Origin of the sequence: Herbaspirillum huttiense (genome assembly GCF_004367745.1) — a bacterium.
Taxonomy (GTDB): Bacteria; Pseudomonadota; Gammaproteobacteria; order Burkholderiales; family Burkholderiaceae_D; genus Herbaspirillum; species Herbaspirillum huttiense.
Genome location: NZ_CP037993.1, coordinates 1,814,826 through 1,832,229, shown reverse-complemented (window position 1 = coordinate 1,832,229; position 17,404 = coordinate 1,814,826). Strand labels below are relative to the sequence as shown.

Annotated in this window: 15 protein-coding genes; 11 read left to right on the top strand and 4 right to left on the bottom strand. The window is 63.8% G+C overall.

All coding sequences use genetic code 11. The features are described 5' to 3' along the window. Positions 1-16: 16 nt before the first annotated feature. Positions 17-1,186, top strand: coding sequence for a vWA domain-containing protein (locus tag E2K99_RS08110; RefSeq protein WP_134221912.1), 1,170 nt, complete (start codon positions 17-19; stop codon positions 1,184-1,186). Positions 1,187-1,190: 4 nt separating this feature from the next. Here the strand turns inward: E2K99_RS08110 and E2K99_RS08105 are convergent, their stop codons facing one another. Then, positions 1,191-1,391: a heavy-metal-associated domain-containing protein gene (locus E2K99_RS08105; RefSeq protein ID WP_039787609.1), complete on the bottom strand. Its 201-nt coding sequence runs from the start codon at positions 1,389-1,391 to the stop codon at positions 1,191-1,193. A gap of 164 nt (positions 1,392-1,555) precedes the next feature. Between E2K99_RS08105 and E2K99_RS08100 the strand changes: the two genes are divergently transcribed. The 4 genes from E2K99_RS08100 (at position 1,556) to E2K99_RS08085 (ending at position 6,241) form a co-directional block, all read left to right on the top strand. Beyond that, the gene (locus E2K99_RS08100) at positions 1,556-3,808 is read left to right on the top strand and encodes a heavy metal translocating P-type ATPase (RefSeq protein WP_134221911.1); all 2,253 of its coding nucleotides are present in this window, start codon (positions 1,556-1,558) and stop codon (positions 3,806-3,808) included. Positions 3,809-3,810: 2 nt separating this feature from the next. Next, entirely contained in the window at positions 3,811-4,233 is a 423-nt protein-coding gene (gene cueR / locus E2K99_RS08095) for a Cu(I)-responsive transcriptional regulator (RefSeq protein WP_134221910.1), read from the top strand. Further along, positions 4,230-5,201 (top strand): Gfo/Idh/MocA family protein, encoded by a 972-nt coding sequence (locus tag E2K99_RS08090; protein ID WP_134221909.1) that lies wholly within the window; start codon positions 4,230-4,232, stop codon positions 5,199-5,201. Before cueR ends, E2K99_RS08090 begins: the two co-directional genes overlap by 4 nt. A 137-nt stretch (positions 5,202-5,338) precedes the next feature. Further along, complete coding sequence (locus E2K99_RS08085) at positions 5,339-6,241, top strand: alpha/beta fold hydrolase (RefSeq protein WP_134221908.1); 903 nt, start codon at positions 5,339-5,341, stop codon at positions 6,239-6,241. Between the two features lie 9 nt (positions 6,242-6,250). Here the strand turns inward: E2K99_RS08085 and cadR are convergent, their stop codons facing one another. Next, positions 6,251-6,703 carry a Cd(II)/Pb(II)-responsive transcriptional regulator gene (gene cadR / locus E2K99_RS08080; RefSeq protein ID WP_121038792.1) on the bottom strand — a complete coding sequence of 151 codons (453 nt, stop codon included), beginning with the start codon at positions 6,701-6,703 and terminating at the stop codon, positions 6,251-6,253. An 80-nt stretch (positions 6,704-6,783) separates the two neighbouring features. Between cadR and E2K99_RS08075 the strand changes: the two genes are divergently transcribed. The 6 genes from E2K99_RS08075 to E2K99_RS08050 all read left to right on the top strand — a co-directional run bounded on the left by E2K99_RS08075 (position 6,784) and on the right by E2K99_RS08050 (position 14,646). Beyond that, a complete protein-coding gene (locus E2K99_RS08075; protein WP_134221907.1) occupies positions 6,784-9,138 on the top strand; it encodes a heavy metal translocating P-type ATPase in 2,355 nt (784 codons plus the stop codon). Between the two features lie 52 nt (positions 9,139-9,190). Next, on the top strand, positions 9,191-9,613 hold the full coding sequence (locus E2K99_RS08070; RefSeq protein ID WP_134221906.1) for a hypothetical protein: 423 nt from the start codon (positions 9,191-9,193) through the stop codon (positions 9,611-9,613). A 93-nt stretch (positions 9,614-9,706) separates the two neighbouring features. After that, the gene (locus tag E2K99_RS08065) at positions 9,707-11,092 is read left to right on the top strand and encodes a TolC family protein (RefSeq protein ID WP_134221905.1); all 1,386 of its coding nucleotides are present in this window, start codon (positions 9,707-9,709) and stop codon (positions 11,090-11,092) included. Then, positions 11,089-12,471: a multicopper oxidase family protein gene (locus E2K99_RS08060; protein ID WP_134221904.1), complete on the top strand. Its 1,383-nt coding sequence runs from the start codon at positions 11,089-11,091 to the stop codon at positions 12,469-12,471. Before E2K99_RS08065 ends, E2K99_RS08060 begins: the two co-directional genes overlap by 4 nt. Before the next feature lie 98 nt (positions 12,472-12,569). Continuing rightward, positions 12,570-12,860, top strand: a complete 291-nt coding sequence (locus E2K99_RS08055; RefSeq protein ID WP_134221903.1) for a copper-binding protein — start codon at positions 12,570-12,572, stop codon at positions 12,858-12,860. Positions 12,861-13,005: 145 nt separating this feature from the next. After that, positions 13,006-14,646, top strand: coding sequence for a fatty acid--CoA ligase (locus E2K99_RS08050; protein ID WP_134221902.1), 1,641 nt, complete (start codon positions 13,006-13,008; stop codon positions 14,644-14,646). 973 nt (positions 14,647-15,619) lie between these two features. Here E2K99_RS08050 and purU read toward each other — a convergent pair. Further along, a complete protein-coding gene (gene purU / locus E2K99_RS08045; RefSeq protein WP_134221901.1) occupies positions 15,620-16,489 on the bottom strand; it encodes a formyltetrahydrofolate deformylase in 870 nt (289 codons plus the stop codon). Between the two features lie 350 nt (positions 16,490-16,839). Continuing rightward, positions 16,840-17,361: a bactofilin family protein gene (locus E2K99_RS08040; RefSeq protein WP_039787631.1), complete on the bottom strand. Its 522-nt coding sequence runs from the start codon at positions 17,359-17,361 to the stop codon at positions 16,840-16,842. Positions 17,362-17,404: the final 43 nt, after the last annotated feature.

The following is a 17,404-nucleotide window of genomic DNA, read 5'->3' as shown; positions in this document are numbered from 1 at the left end:
CTGCGGGATTGCATTCATGCTCATCGATTTCTTCTACACCGTGAAGCAGGCTGGCGTACCGGCCTCGATCAAGGAATTCCTGACCCTCCTGGAGGCGATGGACAAGCAGGTCATTTCCCCTTCGCTGGATGAGTTCTACTTTCTCTCGCGCCTCACGCTGGTGAAGGACGAGGCGCACTTCGACAAGTTCGACCGTGCCTTCGGAGCCTACTTCAAGGGCATAGAAACGATCTTCGAGAAGCGGCCGGAGATTCCGCTGGAATGGCTGGTCAAGCAATTGCAGCGCGACCTCACGCCCGAGCAGAAGGCCGCCATCGAGAAGTTCGGTTACGACAAGCTCATGGATCGCCTCAAGCAACTGCTGGAAGAACAGAAGGAACGCCACGAAGGCGGCAGCAAGTGGATCGGTACCGGCGGGGTTTCTCCCTTCGGCCACGGCGGCTTCAACCCCGAGGGCATCCGCATCGGCGGCAAAGGCGGCCAGCGCAGCGCGGTGAAGGTGTGGGAAGAACGCGAATACAAGGACTACGACGGCGAACGCGAACTGGGCACGCGCAACATCAAGGTGGCGCTGCGCCGCCTGCGCCGCTTTGCGCGTGAAGGACTGGACGAAGAGCTGGCGCTGGACGACACCATCCGCGCCACCGCCAGCAATGCCGGCTACCTCGACATCCGCATGCAGCCCGAGCGGAAGAACAAGATCAAGGTGTTGATGCTCTTCGATGTGGGCGGATCGATGGATGACCACATCGCCCGCACCGAAGAATTGTTCTCGGCCGCACGGACCGAGTTCAAGAACATGGAATTCTTCTACTTCCACAACTGCGTGTATGACTACCTGTGGAAGAACAACCGCCGCCGCCACGCCGAGCGTTTCCCGACCTGGGATGTGCTGCGCAAGTACACGCCGGACACCAAGCTCATCTTCGTGGGCGATGCCACCATGAGTCCTTACGAAATCGTGCAGCCGGGCGGTTCGGTGGAATACAACAATACGGAGGCGGGTGCAGAGTGGCTGCAGCGCTTCACCAGTACCTTTCCACATTTCGTCTGGCTCAATCCCGAGCCGGAAGGCCTGTGGCAATACCGGCAATCGATCGCACTGATCCGCCAGCTCATGAACAACCGGATGTTCCCGCTGACCATGGATGGGCTGGAGGGCGCGATGCGATTGCTCAGCAAGTAGCTGCTCAGGCTGCGACCGGGGTATAGCCCGCTTCCTCGATGGCCTCGGCAAACTGTTGCGCGGGCAGGCTGCTGTCGATGACCACGCGCTTGTCGGCCACTGCAATATCGACCTTGGCATTGGCGTCCACGTCCTTGACAGCCTTGGTGATGACGCCTGCACAGTGGTTGCAGGTCATGTCGTTGACGGTGAAGGTGGTGCTCATGGCGTTTCCTTTCATGAAATGAAGTCAATGACGGAAGCTTAAACCTTCCCACCACGGCAAGGTCAAGCGCAGCTTTGTGCATCCATGCGACAATCGGGCTTGACCTTGCCATCATGGGAAGGATGATGATGCAGGCCTTGATCCATCCTTCCGGAGTCGTTGCCATGCCCTCTTCCTCCCCTGCTGCCGCCGAGATCAGCCTCGATATCGAAGGCATGAGCTGTGCCTCCTGCGTGATGCGCGTGGAAAAGGCGCTCAAGAAAATCCCCGGTGTAACCGAAGTCAGCGTCAACCTCGCCACCGAACGCGCCAGCATCGCCACGGCCGCACCCGTGGCCCCGGCTGCCCTGATTGCCGCCATCGAGAAGGCCGGCTATCAGGCGCACCAGCACATCCCTGAAGAAACCGCCGCGCCGGCCAGCGCCAAGAAACAGCTGCCAAGCTGGTGGCCGGTGGCCGTCTCGGCCGCGCTGTCGCTGCCGCTCTTGCTGCCCATGCTGCTGGCCCCGCTGGGCATCAGCTGGAGCCTGCCCCCGCTGTGGCAATGGCTGCTGGCCACGCCCGTGCAGTTCTGGCTGGGCTGGCGTTTCTATCACGCCGGATGGGGCGCGCTGCGCGCGCGTTCGGGCAACATGGATCTGCTGGTGGCGCTGGGCACCAGTGCAGCTTACGGGCTATCGGTCTGGCAATGGCTGAGCATGCCGGACATGGGCGAGCACGCCATGGCCATGCCGCATCTCTATTTTGAAAGCTCGGCCGTGGTCATCACCCTGGTGCTACTGGGCAAATGGCTGGAAGGCCGCGCCAAGCGCCAGACGGCCGACGCCATCGCCGCCCTCAATGCGCTGCGCCCCGACCGTGCCCGCGTGCGCCGCGACGGACAAGACATCGAGGTCCCGCTGGCCCAGGTGCGCGTGGGTGACCTGGTGGTGCTGCGTCCCGGCGAGCGGGTCCCGGTCGATGGCATCGTCAAGGAGGGCCGCAGCCATCTGGATGAAGCCCTGCTGACCGGCGAGAGCCGCCCGCAAGCCAGGCAAGCCGGCGACCGTATGGCCGCCGGTGCCATCAATGCGGAAGGCGTGCTGGTCTTCGAAGCCACCGCCATCGGTGCCGAAACCATGCTGGCGCGCATCGTGCGCATGGTGGAACAGGCGCAGGCGGCCAAGGCGCCGATCCAGCGCCTGGTGGACAAGGTCAGCGCGGTCTTCGTGCCTGCGGTGCTGCTGCTGTCGGTCCTGACCTTCCTCGGCTGGGGCCTGGTGGCGGGCGACTGGCAACAGGCCCTGCTCAATGCGGTGGCGGTGATGGTGATCGCCTGCCCTTGCGCACTGGGCCTGGCCACGCCCACGGCCATCATGGCCGGCACCGGCGTGGCAGCACGCCACGGCATCCTCATCAAGGATGCGCAGGCGCTGGAGATCGCGCATCGGGTCGACGTGATCGCCTTCGACAAGACCGGCACGCTCACCGTGGGCCGTCCGCGCCTGACTGAACTGCAAGCCTCTGATGCTGCCGCAGAGGACCGGGACGATGCCTTGCTGGCCCTGGCCGCCGCCCTGCAAGCCCGCAGCGAACACCCGCTGGCGCGGGCCGTGCTGGAGGCGGCTGCCGCACGCCCGGGCCTGGCGATCCCGCAAGCTGCCCAGGTGCGCAGCGTGGCCGGGCTGGGCATCGAAGGGCATGTCGATGGCCGCACCCTCTGCCTGGGCAGCAGCCGCTGGATGCAGCAATTGCAGGCCAGCGCCCCGGCCCTGCAAGCGCGTGCGGACCAGTTGCAGGCGCAGGGCCGTACCCTGTCGTGGCTGGCCGAACGTGAGGCGGGCCATGTGCGCATCCTGGGCCTGCTGGCCTTCGGCGACGAGATCAAGCCCGGCGCGCAGCAAGCCATCGCCACCCTGCATGCCTTGGGTATCCGCACCGCCATGCTCAGTGGCGACAACCGGGGAGCCGCACAACAGGTGGCCGCAGCCCTGGGCATCCAGGATGTGCGCGCCGAAGTGCTGCCCGGCGACAAGGCCGAAGCGGTCGCTGCCCTGCGCGACAACGGCGCGCATGTCGTGGCCATGGTCGGCGATGGCGTCAACGATGCCCCGGCGCTGGCCGCCGCCGATGTGGGCATCGCCATGTCCACCGGCACCGACGTGGCCATGCAGGCTGCCGGCATCACGCTGATGCATGGCGATCCCGGCCTGGCGGCAGACGCCATCGACATCTCGCGCCGCACCTACGGCAAGATTCGCCAGAACCTGTTCTGGGCCTTCATCTACAACCTGGTCGGGATTCCGCTGGCCGCGCTGGGCCTGCTCAACCCGATGCTGGCCGGGGCAGCGATGGCGTTTTCCAGCGTGAGCGTGGTCAGCAATGCCCTGCTGCTGCGCCGCTGGCGTCCGCATGGCCCCGCAAAAATGGAGAAGTGAACATGAATATCGGAGAAGCCGCTACTGCCTCGGGTGTCTCGGCCAAGATGATTCGCCATTATGAAGAAACGGGCCTGATCCCCAAGGTCGGCCGCACCGATGCCGGCTACCGCGTCTATGCCGAGCGCGACGTGCACCTGCTGCGCTTCATCCGCCAGGCCCGGCAACTGGGGTTTTCCATGGCCCAGGTGAGCGACCTGATCGGGCTGTGGCTGGACCAGTCGCGCTCCAGCCGCAAGGTCAAGCAGCTGGCCCAGACCCACATTGGCGAACTGGAGCAGCGCATCCGCGAACTGCAGACCATGAAGGGCACGCTGGAACGCCTGGTGCAGGACTGCCATGGCGACCATCGCCCCGACTGCCCCATTCTCGATGCCCTCGGTGCGCAGCCGGACTGCTGCGCCCACGCGGAGTCGCAGGCATGAGCGTGCTGCGCTGGGGCATCATCGGCTGCGGTGCCGTCACCGAAAAGAAAAGCGGTCCGGCCTATCGCAGCACGCCCGGTTTCGAACTGGCCGCCGTCATGCGCCGCGACGCCGCCCTGGCCGCCGACTACGCGCAGCGCCACGGCGTGCCGCGCTGGTTCGACGATGCCGATGCGCTCATCGGCGATCCCGGCATCGATGCCGTCTACATCGCCACCCCGCCCGATACGCACCTGCACTATGCCTTGAAGGTCGCCGCCGCCGGCAAACCCTGCTGCGTCGAAAAGCCGATGGCCCCCAGCCATGCCGAATGCCTGCAGATGCTCGATGCCTTCGAGGCGGCGCAACAACCGCTGTTCGTGGCCTATTACCGGCGCTCGCTGCCGCGTTTCGAGCAGTTGCGCCAATGGCTGCAGGAGGGCCGCATCGGCACGCCCCGCCACGTGCACTGGCAACTGGCACGCACCCCGCATCCGGATGACCTGCAGGGGCGCTACCGCTGGCGCACCGATGCCCGCATTGCACCGGGCGGCTACTTCGATGATCTTGCCAGCCATGGCTTGAACCTGTTCTCGCACTTCTTCGGCGACGTGGCGCAGGTGACCGGGACCAGCGCCAACCAGCAAGGGATCTACAGCGCCAAGGATGCGGTGGCGGCCAGCTGGCGCTATCACAGTGGCATCACCGGCAGCGGCAGCTGGCACTTCGGCAGCTTTGAACGGGCGGACCGGGTGGAGATTACGGGCAGTGCGGGCAAGCTGGAATTTTCCATCTTCGAGGAGCAGCCGCTGGTGCTGACCACGCCGGCAGAACGCGTGGAACTGGCCATCCCCAATCCGGAACACATCCAGCAATACCACGTGGCCAACCTGCAACGGCACTTGAGCGGAGGTGCGCCTCATCCATCCTGTGGCGACAGCGCTGCGCAGACGGCGTGGATGATGGAAGCGATCCTGGAAAAACGGTGAAATCCTTCACCTGCATGAAAAATGCATGGCTCGCAGCACGCATCCCGACTTGCGATGATAATTACCCTTCATATATCACTAAAAATTACGTTATCCAGCTAGTACCAACAACAGCAAATCACGGGGGGCCGTCCGACATGCCACAGAGCAATCACCTGACTTTCATCGAGACCGACACACTGCGCATCGGCTTTGAAACCAGCGGCCCCCCAGAGGCCCCCGCCGTGATCCTGCTGCATGGCTGGCCGGACGACGTGCGCACCTGGGACGCCTTCCTGCGTCCGCTGCGGGCGGCCGGCTACCGCGTGATCCGGCCCTACCTGCGCGGCTACGGCCCGACCCGCTTCCTTTCTGAATCGACACCCCGCAGCGGCCAGCTGGCCGCGCTGGGCAGCGACCTGATGGCCTTTGCCGATGCCCTGGGCCTGGAGCGCTACTCCGTCATCGGCCACGACTGGGGTGCACGGGCCGCCTATATCGCCGCCTCGCAGACCCCCGAACGCATCGCCCATTGCATCGCCCTCTCGGTGGGCTGGGGCACCAATACGCCGGGGCAGCGGCTGTCGCTGCAGCAATCGCGCAATTACTGGTACCACTGGTTCTTCGCCACCCCGCGCGGCGAAACCGAGCTGCGCGAGGACCGCCGTGGCTTCGCGCGCTTCATGTGGAATACCTGGTCACCTTCCTGGAAATTTGCCGAGAGCGAATTCGCCAATACCGCCGCCTCCTTCGACAATCCCGACTGGGCCGAGATCTGCGTGCATTCCTACCGGCATCGCTGGGGCTTTGCCGAGGGCGATCCTGCCTATGCGGCGCTCGAAGCCAAATTGCAGGACACACCGCGCATCATGGTGCCCACGCTGGTGCTGCATGGCACTGAGGATGGCGCCAATCATCCGTCGACCTCGGAAGACCGCGAGCCCTACTTCGGGGCCGCCTACCGCCGCGTGCTCATCCCGGGGGCCGGGCATTTTCCCCAGCGCGAAAAGCCGGAGGAAGTCGTCGAGGAAGTGCTGGCCTGGCTGGCGCGCCCGGCCTGAACGTGGACTTCAGTGGCAGCCACCCCCATGGCTGCCGAGATTGGCCGGCTTCATGTCGTCGGGCAGGCTGGCCAATCCTTGCAGGATGCCGCAGTCGCGCGCCGGCTGTTCCACCTCGCACTGGGCGCGCAACTGGTGCAATTGCTCCTGCAGGGCCTGCAACTGCAGGATGCGCTGGGCCACGTGGCCGATGTGCTTGTCCAGCAGCGCGTTGACTTCGCCGCAATTCTGCTCGGGCGCGTCGCGCAGCCGCAGCAGTTCGCGCACTTCGTCGAGCGTCATGTCCAGCGAACGGCAATGGCGGATGAATTGCAGCCGCTCCACGTGGCGCGCGCCATAGAGCCGGTAATTCGACTGTGACCGTGTCGGCTCGGGCAGCAACTCTTCCTTCTCGTAATAACGAATGGTTTCTACCGGGCAATCTGCCTGGGCGGCCAGTTCGCCGATCTTCAACGTATCCATGGGATCCTCGCTTGACCTTGTAGTTACTTCAGGGTTTTTAATATACCCCTGAAATCTGTTGGCTGCACAAGGAGCCCCAAATGGCTGGACATTCCCACAAGCACGATCACGACCATTCGCATGGTCACGCACATAAGCACGCGCATGAGCACGCGCATGAGCACGCGCACGAGCATGGTCATTCTCATGCACAACAAGCACAGGGCTGCTGCTCCGGCCATGCCTGCGCCAGCAATGAAGCGGCCCCTGCCCCGATCCCCGCAGCGCACCTGGAGGGCAAGACCGAGGAAGCCGTCTTCTTCATCCAGAAGATGGATTGCCCGACCGAAGAAAAGCTGATCCGCGAACGGCTCTCGCAGATGTCCGGCGTAGGCTCGCTGGAATTCAACCTGATCCAGCGCGAGCTGACGGTGCAGCACCAGTTGCCCTCCATCGCCCCGCTGGTGGACACCTTGAAGGCGCTGGACATGCTGCCGGCCGTGAAATCCGATTCACTGGACGCCGAAGCCGGCCGCGATGCCCCCGACCAGGCCGCCGCCTACCGCATCCCGGCGCGCCGCTGGGCGCTTCTGGGCCTGGCGGGCGTAGCCGCGCTGGGGGCCGAGGTGCTGGCCTGGACCAGCGGTGATGAGCGCTCCCTGCCGGTGATTGCGCTGGCGCTTGCCGCCATCCTGCTGGGCGGCCTGGGCACGCTCAAGAAGGGCTGGATTGCGCTGCGCAACTTCTCGCTGAACATGAACTTCCTGATGTCGCTGGCCGTGATCGGCGCGGCGGTCATCGGCCAGTGGCCGGAAGCGGCAGTGGTGATCGTGCTGTTCACCCTGGCCGAGATGATCGAAGCCCTGTCGCTGGACCGCGCCCGCAACGCCATCGCCGGACTGATGGCCATGACGCCCGACATGGCGACCCGGCGTGGCGCGGACGGTGTCTGGTCAACTGTACCGGCCCGTACCGTGACAGTGGATGAAACTGTACGGGTAGCCCCCGGGGAACGTGTACCGCTGGATGGCCTGGTACTGTCAGGCAGCACCAGCATCAACCAGGCCCCCATCACCGGGGAAAGCATACCGGTACAGAAGCAGCCCGGTGACCCGGTCTTTGCCGGCACCATCAATGAACAGGGCGCTTTCGAGATGCGCGTGACGGCGGTGCAAGGCGACTCGACCCTAGCGCGCATCGTCAAGAGCGTGCAGCAGGCGCAGGGCCAGCGCGCCCCGACCCAGCGCTTCGTGGACGACTTTGCGCGCTACTACATCCCGGCGGTGGTGCTGATGGCTGTGCTGGTGGCCGTGTTGCCGCCGCTGCTGATGGGCGCGCCCTTCCAGCCGTGGCTGTACAAGGCGCTGGTCCTGCTGGTGATCGCCTGCCCCTGCGCGCTGGTGATCTCCACGCCGGTAACCATCGTCAGCGGACTGGCCTCGGCGGCGCGGCATGGCATCCTCGTCAAGGGCGGCGTCTATCTGGAGCAAGGCCGCCAATTGCGCGCGCTGGCATTGGACAAGACCGGCACGATAACCTTCGGCAAGCCCGCCGTGACCGATGTGGTCTCGCTGCAGGCCGGGGCGGATCAACAGGCGCTGCTGCAACTGGCGGTCTCGCTGGCGGCGCGCTCCGACCACCCGGTCTCGCGCGCCATTGCGCATCAGGAAGACATCGTCACGCTGGAGGTGAGCGACTTTTCCGCCCTGGCCGGACGCGGCGTGCAGGGGCGCATCGGCGGACAACTGCTTCATCTGGGCAATCACCGCCTGGTGCACGAGCTGGGCCAGTGCAGCCCGGAACTGGAGGCGCGCCTGCAAGCCTTCGAGAAGCAGGGCAAGACCACCACCGTGTTGTGCCGCGAGGGCCAGCCGCAGTTGCTGGTGGCGGTGGCCGACACCGTGCGTCCCAGCAGCAAGGAAGCGGTGGCCGAGCTGCGCGCGCTGGGCGTGGAGGTCATCATGCTGACCGGCGACAACAGCCATACCGCACAGGCCATTGCCAGCCAGACCGGCATTGCCGATGCACGCGGGGACCAGCTGCCCGAAGACAAGCTCAAGGCCATCGAAGCACTCAGTGCGCGCCATGGCGTGCGCGGTGTGGGCATGGTCGGCGACGGCATCAACGATGCCCCGGCACTGGCGCGGGCCGACATCGGCTTCGCCATGGGCGCGGCCGGCACTGATACCGCACTGGAGACGGCCGACGTGGCCCTGATGGATGACGACCTGCGCAAGATCCCCGACTTCATTCGCCTGAGCCGCAAGGCCCATACGGTCCTGGTGCAGAACATCAGCATTGCGCTGGGCATCAAGGCGGTGTTCCTGACGCTGGCGCTGGTGGGCATGAGTTCACTGTGGATGGCGGTGTTTGCCGACATGGGGGCCAGCCTGATCGTGGTCTTCAACGGCCTGCGTCTGGTGCGCGGCTTGCGCCAACGCAAGGCCGCGGCCTGAGGCCGGCCGTACAGGTTGATCGCAGGGACGGCCCCGGTCTATACTGCCGCCCATGATGCTGCGCGCAAAACTCCTCCTGCTCTGGCTGCTGGCGCTGGCGATTCCCGTCCAGGGCTTCGCCGCCGTGCTGCAGGCCTGCGCGCCGTCGCAGCAGCAGGCGGTACAGCATCATGCGCCGGCAGTGCAAGCGCATCAGATGCAGCATGACCAGCAGGCCCATCAAGGCCATCATGCCGATCATGGTGCGGCAACACAGATCACCTCTGCTGATGCCAGCGACACACAACATCAGCCACATCATACGCATTCCTCCTGCAGCTTCTGCGCCGCCTGCACCGTCGGTGGCCTGTTGCCGCTGGCCTTGAGCGCACCGCCTGCGCCTGATCTTCCCTCGCGCGAATTCATTGCGCTGCCGGCTTCCGGCTTCGTCGGCTATCTGCCGGAAAACCCCGACCGTCCCCCTGCCCTCGCCTGATCCTTCCCTGCGCACCTTCGCGTGCGCCTGAGCCTCGTGCGCGCTGACGTCAGTGCGCGCGTGGCGTGACGATCATCATCAGACGAGGATTCCATGATTCCCCAAGTTTCACGTCCCTGGCGGGCCGCTGCCGTGGCCGCCTGCGCCTTGCTGGCCGGCTGTGCGCAGCTGTCGCCGGATGGCGGTTTCGGCCAGGTCGAGCAGACCAGCCAGCAACGCCTGGGCCAGGCGCCGGCCTGGAACCGCAGCCCGCAACAGACCCAGGCCAGCAGCGAGCGCGTACGCGCCTTGCTGCACGACCCTGCGGGCGGTGCAACGCGACTGGCCAGTGCCGACGATGCGGTGCAGATCGCCCTCCTCCACAATCCGGATCTGCAGGCCGATTTCGCCGGACTGGGCGTGGCTGAGGCCGACCTGGTGCAAGGCGGCCGCCTGCCCAATCCCGGTTTCTCCTTCAAGCGCACCCATGCGGGCGACGATCTCAAGATCGAGCGCAGCCTGTCGCTGGGCCTGATGCGCCTCATCACCCTGCCGACGACTGCGCGCATTGAACAGCGGCGCTTCGAGCAGGTGCGCCTGTCGCTGGCCGCGCGCGTACTGGCGCTCGCAGCGCAGACGCGCCAGGCCTACTACCAGGCGGTGGCCGCGCAGCAGGGCTTGCAGTATCAGGAGCAGGTGGCCGATGCGGCCGAAGCGGCGCATGAACTGGCGGCGCAGATGGCGCGGCTGGGCAATATCAGCCAGCTCGATGGTGCGCGCGAGCAGTTCTTCTATGGCCAGGCGCAGGCCAGCCTGCAGCAGGCGCGCCGACAAGCGGCGCAGCACAAGGAAACGCTGGCCCGCCTGCTGGGGCTGGCACCGGATTTCGCGTTGCCGGCGCAATTGCCGCCCTTGCCCAGGCAGCTGGAGGCAGTCGATGACATCGAGCAGCAAGCCCTGCAGCAGCGTCTCGACGTCCAGGCCGCCCGCACCGAACTGGAAGGCTTGCAAGCTTCGCTGGGACTGACCCGCGCCACCCGCTTCATCAACGTGCTGGACCTGGGCGCGGTGCGCACCACCGAGAGTGGCAAGCCCAATGAAAACGGCTACGAGATCTCGTTGGAGATCCCGCTCTTCGACTGGGGCGAGGCGCGCACGGCCAAGGCCGAGGCCATCTACCTGCAGGGTGCGCACAAGCTGGCTGCGGCTCTTCTCGATGCACGCGCCCAGGCACGCCTGGCCTGGCGTGAGCGGCAGGATGCCTATGCGCTGGCCCGGCGCTACCACGATGAACTGGTGCCGCTGCGCCAGCGCATCGCCGAAGAAAATCTGCTGCGCTACAACGGCATGCTCATCAGCGTCTTCGCCTTGCTGGCCGATGCGCGCGAACAGGCGGCCACGGTCAATGCCGCCATCGATGCCCAGCGTGATTTCTGGATCGCCGACGCCAGCCTGCAACAGGCGCTGGGCGGCCGTCCCCAACCAGGAAAGCAACCATGAACCCGAACGACAAAGCGCGCCGCCACTTCCTGCAAGGCGCGGCGCTCGCCGTAACGGCCGGTGCCGTCAGCCGCGCCGGTGCCGCCGGTCTGCCTGAAGCCCCGCTGCAAACCAGCGCCGCCACGCAGCCCCCGCTGCAACCCGCCACTGGCCGTCCTTACCAGCCGGTGGTCACGCTCAATGGCTGGACCCTGCCCTGGCGCATGAAGAACGGCGTCAAGGAATTCCACCTGATCGCCGAAGCCGTGGAGCGCGAGATTGCGCCCGGCATGAAGGCCAGGCTGTGGGGCTACAACGGCCAGAGCCCCGGCCCGACCATCGAGGTGGTGGAAGGCGACAAAGTACGCATCTTCGTCACAAACAAGCTGCCCGAAGCGACCTCGGTGCACTGGCACGGACAGCGCCTGCCCAATGGCATGGATGGCGTATCGGGCCTGACGCAAGCGGCCATCCCGCCGGGCAAGACCTATGTGTATGAGTTCACCGCCAAACGCGCCGGCACCTTCATGTATCACCCGCATGCCGACGAGATGGTGCAGATGGCCATGGGCATGATGGGGTTCTGGGTGACGCACCCGAGGGATCCGGGCGTCATGCGGGTGGATCGGGATTTCGTGTTCCTGATGAATGCCTACGACATCGCGCCGGGGGCCTCGGTGCCCAAGGTCAGCACCATGCTGGACTTCAACCTGTGGACCTGGAACAGCCGGGCCTTCCCCGGCATCGACCCGCTGGTGGTGCGGCAGAACGACCGCGTGCGCATCCGCGTGGGCAATCTCACCATGACCAATCACCCGCTGCACCTGCACGGCCACGAGTTCAGCGTGACCGGCACCGATGGTGGTTGGGTGCCACCCGCCGCGCGCTGGCCCGAGGTCACCACCGACATTGCGGTGGGCCAGATGCGCGCCATCGAGTTCGATGCCACCGAAGAAGGCGACTGGGCCCTGCATTGCCACAAGGCGCATCACACCATGAACGCCATGGGCCATGACATGCCGACCATGATCGGGGTGGACCAGTCCAAGGTCGTCAGCAAGATCAGCCGTCTCATTCCCGACTACATGGCCATGGGTGACAAGGGGGGATCGATGGGCGAGATGGAGATGCCCCTGCCCGACAACACCCTGCCGATGATGACCGGACGCGGACCGTATGGCCCCATCGAGATGGGTGGCATGTTCAGCACCGTAAAGGTCCGGCGCAACCTGGCGCGGGATGATTACCGGGATCCGGGCTGGTATCGCGCACCGGCCGGCACGGTGGCGCGGGAATGGCAGGGCGAGATGCCCGAGACCCGGCGGGCCGCGCCTTCCGGCCCGGCTGCGCCAGCCACGCTGGAGGTCATCAAGCCGGGAGGGCATCAAGGGCATCATTGACAAAATGACTTATCGAGCACCTCTGTCATCAGCTTTTTACATCATTGTTTTTGGATCAGCGACCTTGCGTCGCTGACGACTTCACGAAAGGAAAGACCATGTTGCGCTCCCTCCTCCTCACCACGGCCCTTTGTTTGACCGCGCTGGCGGCACACGCGCAGGGTGATGCGCCCAAAGTGGACGGCGAAATCCGCAAGGTCGACACCAGCACGGGCAAGCTCACCATCCGCCATGCGGAGATTCCCAATCTGCAGATGGGCGGCATGACGATGGTGTTCAAGGCCGATCCCGAGATCCTGGCGCGGGCACGCGAAGGCGAGAAGATCAGCTTCACCGCTGACCGGGTCGATGGTGCGCTGACCGTGACCTCGCTGGAAGAAAAGCGCTGACCACCCGCGGGGGGCCGGGACGCTGCACAATTTCGTCGTCCCGGCGACGATGCGGTTGGAGACTTGGCGGTATCATCGGAGTTCGTTTCATCCATCCCATCCATAAGAGGCGGTCCTGCCGCCGCACAACAGAGGAGACTCCGGCATGCCCCAAGCGATCGAGCAAACCCCGTCGGCCTATGGCTATCCGCTGCTGATCAAGCAGTTGCTGCACAGCGCCCTGGCCACGGCCCCCGAGCAGGAAATCATTTACGGTACGCGCCGGCTGACCTATGCCGGTTTTTACGAGCGTGTGCAGCGGCTGGCCAATGTGCTCAAGGAAATGGGCGTGCAGGCCGGCAATACGGTGGCGGTGATGGACTGGGACAGCAATCGTTATCTGGAGTGTTTCTTTGCGGTGCCGATGATGGGCTGCGTGTTGCAGACGGTGAATGTACGGTTGTCGCCGGAGCAGATTGCCTACACGCTCAATCATGCGCAGGCTGATGTCTTGCTGGTGAATTCGGATTTCATGCCGGTGTTGAAGCAGATCCGTGGTGAGTTGAACACCCTCACGCGCTGCGTGCTGTTGACCGACGATGGCAGTCCCTGTCCGCAGGGGCCGGGCTTCGCGGGGGAATACGAAGCTTTGCTGGCGCAGGCCTCGGCGCGGTATGACTTCCCCGACTTCGATGAGAACGCGCGCGCGACGACCTTCTACACCACCGGCACCACGGGCTTGCCCAAGGGCGTGTATTTCAGCCATCGGCAACTGGTCCTGCATACGCTGGGCACCACGGCCGGGCTGGCGCTGGCGCCGCAGCAGGGACGTTTGCATCGGGATGATGTCTACATGCCGTTGACGCCGATGTTTCATGTGCATGCCTGGGGGCTGCCTTATGTGGCGACGATGGCGGGGGTCAAGCAGGTGTATCCGGGGCGCTATGTGCCGGACACGATCTGCAAGCTGATCCGTGAGGAGAAGGTGACCTTCTCGCATTGCGTGCCGACCATTTTGCAGATGGTGTTGACCTCCGAGCAGGCGCGGGAAGTGGATCTGTCAGGGTGGAAGATGATCATTGGTGGTTCGGCGATGACGGGCAGTCTGGCGCGCATGGCGCGGGATCGGGGGATAGATGTCTTTACCGGTTACGGGATGTCGGAGACTTGTCCGATATTGACACTGGCGCAGGTGCCGACCGAGGAGCTGGGTAGCGAGCGTGAAGCCGTGCTGCGCGTGAAGACCGGGCGGCCGCTGCCGCTGGTGGCCTTGCGTACGGTGGATGGCGATATGAATGATTGTCCGCGGGATGGCAAGAGCACCGGCGAAGTGGTGGTGCGCGCGCCCTGGCTGACGCAAGGGTATCTGCATCAGGCGGAAGCCTCTGAAGAATTGTGGCGTGGGGGATGGTTGCATACTCAGGATATCGGGCATATCGATGCTGAAGGCTATCTGCAGGTCACGGATCGGATCAAGGATGTCATCAAGACCGGGGGCGAGTGGGTCTCTTCGCTGCAGATCGAGGACATCATTGCGCGGCATCCGGCTGTGGCTGAGACGGCCGTCATCGGGGTGCAGGACGGTAAATGGGGGGAGCGGCCGGTTGCGCTGGTCGTCCTGAAGAAGGATGTGGCTGCGGTTTCTGAAGAGGATATCCGGCAGCATGTGATGGCTGCTGCCGAGGCTGGGACCATCTCTCGTTATGGCGTGCCGGATCGGGTGCGGTTTGTTCCTGAATTGGCTCGGACCAGCGTCGGGAAGCTCAACAAGCGGGTGATGCGGGAGCAGTATCCGGTTGCAGGCTGATCCTTTTGGGGGATTGTGTTGTCTTGGCTGCCTGCTTTTCTGGTTGTCAGGTTTGGGGCAGTCTGCACGGAATGCTTTCCTGCGCTCTAGCTTAATTGTGTTCTCTCTCCGGTCGGAAGAACGCGCCGGGGGCGGCCCGGCAGCCGCTCACTTTTCTTGTCTCGCCAAGAAAAGTAAGCAAAAGAAGGCGACCGCAACTCCGCCGCCCTCCTTCGGAGGGTCCCCGCTTCAGTACCCAATAAAACGGGAAAAATAAAGTCGCTTCGCTCCGGTTATTTTTCTGATCCGTTTTATTGGGTACTGAAGCGGCGGCGCAGATGCGGACGGCCGAAACGGCTCGCCTTCGGCATCGCACCACCTCCGACTCGCCTTCGGCTTTGCCTTGGCGTTCTTTGGCCTTCGATACGTCGCTGCGCGACTACTCAGGACGAACGGACGGAAACTATTTGAATAATAAAAACTAAAACGAAAAAAGACCCAAAACCAAAACGGGAGTGGGAACGATCAACCGATCGATGCCGCAGGCGAGCCCCCGCAAAGCCGAAGGCGAGTCGGAGACGCGGCGAGGCCGAAGGCGAGCCCGTGGGGGGTGCTGTCCCCATAGAGCCAGCCGCCGCAGCGGAGCGAAAAGTGGATCAGAAGGATAGTCGGAGCGAAGCGACTCTATCCTTCCCACTTTTCGCTCCGCTGCGGCGGGGACCCTCCGTAGGAGGGCTGGCTCTTTGGGGTCGCCTTCTTTTGCTTACTTTTCTTGGCGAGACAAGAAAAGTGAGCGGCTGCCGGGCCGCCCCCGGCGCGTCCTCCCGACCGGAGAGAGAAAATAATTAAGCTAGAGCGCAGGAAGAAATTCCGTGCAGACTGCCCCAAACCGAACAACCAGAAAAGCCCCCAGCCAAGACAACAAAACGAAAACTAAAAACAAAAACGCCGCCCGACCAAAGGCCGGACGGCGTCCAAGAAAAAGCCCAGCAGATCAGTTGAAGATCACGGTCTTGTGTCCATTAAGCAAGATACGATGCTCGGTAAACCATTTGACAGCGCGCGCCAGCACGACGCATTCGATATCGCGTCCGATAGCGGTGAGGGTATCCGGCCCCATGGAGTGATCCACGCGTTCTACGCCTTGCTCGATGATCGGACCCTCATCCAGATCTCCGGTAACGAAGTGCGCAGTAGCTCCAATCAACTTAACGCCACGATCATGCGCCTGATAATAAGGCTTGGCGCCCTTGAAGCTAGGCAGGAAGGAGTGGTGAATATTGATCGCCCGTCCGCGCAAGGCCTCGCACATTTCAGGCGAGAGGATCTGCATGTAACGCGCCAACACCACCAGATCGATCTGGTTGGCATCGACGATTTCCATGATCCGCTGCTCCTGGGCGCGCTTGGTCTCGATGGAAGAGCCGGTAGCCAGCGGCAGATGATGGAAAGGAATGTTGTAGCTCGCAGCCAGCTGATAGAAATCAGTATGGTTGGAGACAATCGCCGGAATCTCCACCGGCAGCAAACCGCTCTTGTAGCGGAACAGCAGATCGTTGAGACAGTGACCGATCTTGGAGACCATCAGCATCACACGCGGCTTCTTGCCCGCATCATGCAACTGCCAGTTCATCTGCAGCGAATCGCCCAGCACGCCGAAATCCGCACGCAAGACCGCATCCGACACACCCGCATCTTCCGAAGAAAAATGCACGCGCATGAAGAACAGCTTGGACTGCGCATCGCCAAACTGCGCCGAATCGATGATGTTGCAGCCGTGATCGGCCAGGAAGCCCGAGACGCGATGCACGATGCCGCGCTGGTCCAGGCAGGACAAGGTAAGAATGTATTCCGGGTGAGCCATGAGTGAACTGAGGAATGAAACCGAGAAGCGCCAGCGTCCCGTCGGCAGCCCCACGCAGGGACGCTACCGGCCCGGCTGACGGGCAAAAGGACGAAAGGCGCTATTGTCGCACGGCCGGGCCATGCGGACAAATCCGGCACGCGCAAACGCACACCGGACGCGTCAAAGCGAGGTCATTCCGACAGAAATCACGGCAGATCGGCACGATTTGACAACAAATCGCGCCTCGCCCCGGAGATTATTTCCAAAAAGAAACGAAGCCAGCAAGACACACCACTGGCCCGGCCTCAAGAGGCCTCCTCACCGGATGGCGCGCGAGACTGCGACCTCGGCACCACCCGCAGGGGAGCTCATGCCGTCTTCTGCAACAGATCCTTCTGCTCGTGACCGCCGCCCACCTGCAGATCACCGGCCAGCTGGCCACCCTCTTCGATCACCAGCTTGCCGTAACGAATCTTGCCGGTCACCTTGCCGCTTGAATAGATCACCAGCTTCTGGCGCACGGTGAGATCACCATCGAACTCGCCACGGATCTCGGCCAGATCGATCTCCGCCGAACCTTTGAACGCACCACGCTCGGCAATCTGCACCACACGGCAGTTGATCGTGGCTTGCACCTTGCCTTCGACGACGAGCGTGTCGCAGTCCTCGATCTCGCCCTTGACCTTGATGTTGGGGCCGACGGTCAGCTTGCTGCCGCTCTCCTCGGTCGCCGCAGGCGCAGTGTTGGAGACGGAAGAAGGATATTGGGTAGGTTTGTTCACGCTGGTCACATTGCCGCCTGTAGTAGAAGAGACGTTGCCCGCACTGCTGAACGGGGAATTGGTCGAACTGGTTTCGCGTTTGCCGAAGAGGGATTCCGAGCGAAGCATGTGATCTCCTGAAATGGTAGTGCCTGATGCGTAAAAATCTACG

What these genes read in the sequence shown, in the direction of transcription:
- E2K99_RS08110 (WP_134221912.1), top strand. Translation starts at nt 17, where the DNA reads ATGCTCATCGATTTCTTCTACACCGTGAAGCAGGCTGGCGTACCGGCC.
- E2K99_RS08105 (WP_039787609.1), bottom strand. Translation starts at nt 1,391, where the DNA reads ATGAGCACCACCTTCACCGTCAACGACATGACCTGCAACCACTGTGCA.
- E2K99_RS08100 (WP_134221911.1), top strand. Translation starts at nt 1,556, where the DNA reads ATGCCCTCTTCCTCCCCTGCTGCCGCCGAGATCAGCCTCGATATCGAA.
- cueR (WP_134221910.1), top strand. Translation starts at nt 3,811, where the DNA reads ATGAATATCGGAGAAGCCGCTACTGCCTCGGGTGTCTCGGCCAAGATG.
- E2K99_RS08090 (WP_134221909.1), top strand. Translation starts at nt 4,230, where the DNA reads ATGAGCGTGCTGCGCTGGGGCATCATCGGCTGCGGTGCCGTCACCGAA.
- E2K99_RS08085 (WP_134221908.1), top strand. Translation starts at nt 5,339, where the DNA reads ATGCCACAGAGCAATCACCTGACTTTCATCGAGACCGACACACTGCGC.
- cadR (WP_121038792.1), bottom strand. Translation starts at nt 6,703, where the DNA reads ATGGATACGTTGAAGATCGGCGAACTGGCCGCCCAGGCAGATTGCCCG.
- E2K99_RS08075 (WP_134221907.1), top strand. Translation starts at nt 6,784, where the DNA reads ATGGCTGGACATTCCCACAAGCACGATCACGACCATTCGCATGGTCAC.
- E2K99_RS08070 (WP_134221906.1), top strand. Translation starts at nt 9,191, where the DNA reads ATGATGCTGCGCGCAAAACTCCTCCTGCTCTGGCTGCTGGCGCTGGCG.
- E2K99_RS08065 (WP_134221905.1), top strand. Translation starts at nt 9,707, where the DNA reads ATGATTCCCCAAGTTTCACGTCCCTGGCGGGCCGCTGCCGTGGCCGCC.
- E2K99_RS08060 (WP_134221904.1), top strand. Translation starts at nt 11,089, where the DNA reads ATGAACCCGAACGACAAAGCGCGCCGCCACTTCCTGCAAGGCGCGGCG.
- E2K99_RS08055 (WP_134221903.1), top strand. Translation starts at nt 12,570, where the DNA reads ATGTTGCGCTCCCTCCTCCTCACCACGGCCCTTTGTTTGACCGCGCTG.
- E2K99_RS08050 (WP_134221902.1), top strand. Translation starts at nt 13,006, where the DNA reads ATGCCCCAAGCGATCGAGCAAACCCCGTCGGCCTATGGCTATCCGCTG.
- purU (WP_134221901.1), bottom strand. Translation starts at nt 16,489, where the DNA reads ATGGCTCACCCGGAATACATTCTTACCTTGTCCTGCCTGGACCAGCGC.
- E2K99_RS08040 (WP_039787631.1), bottom strand. Translation starts at nt 17,361, where the DNA reads ATGCTTCGCTCGGAATCCCTCTTCGGCAAACGCGAAACCAGTTCGACC.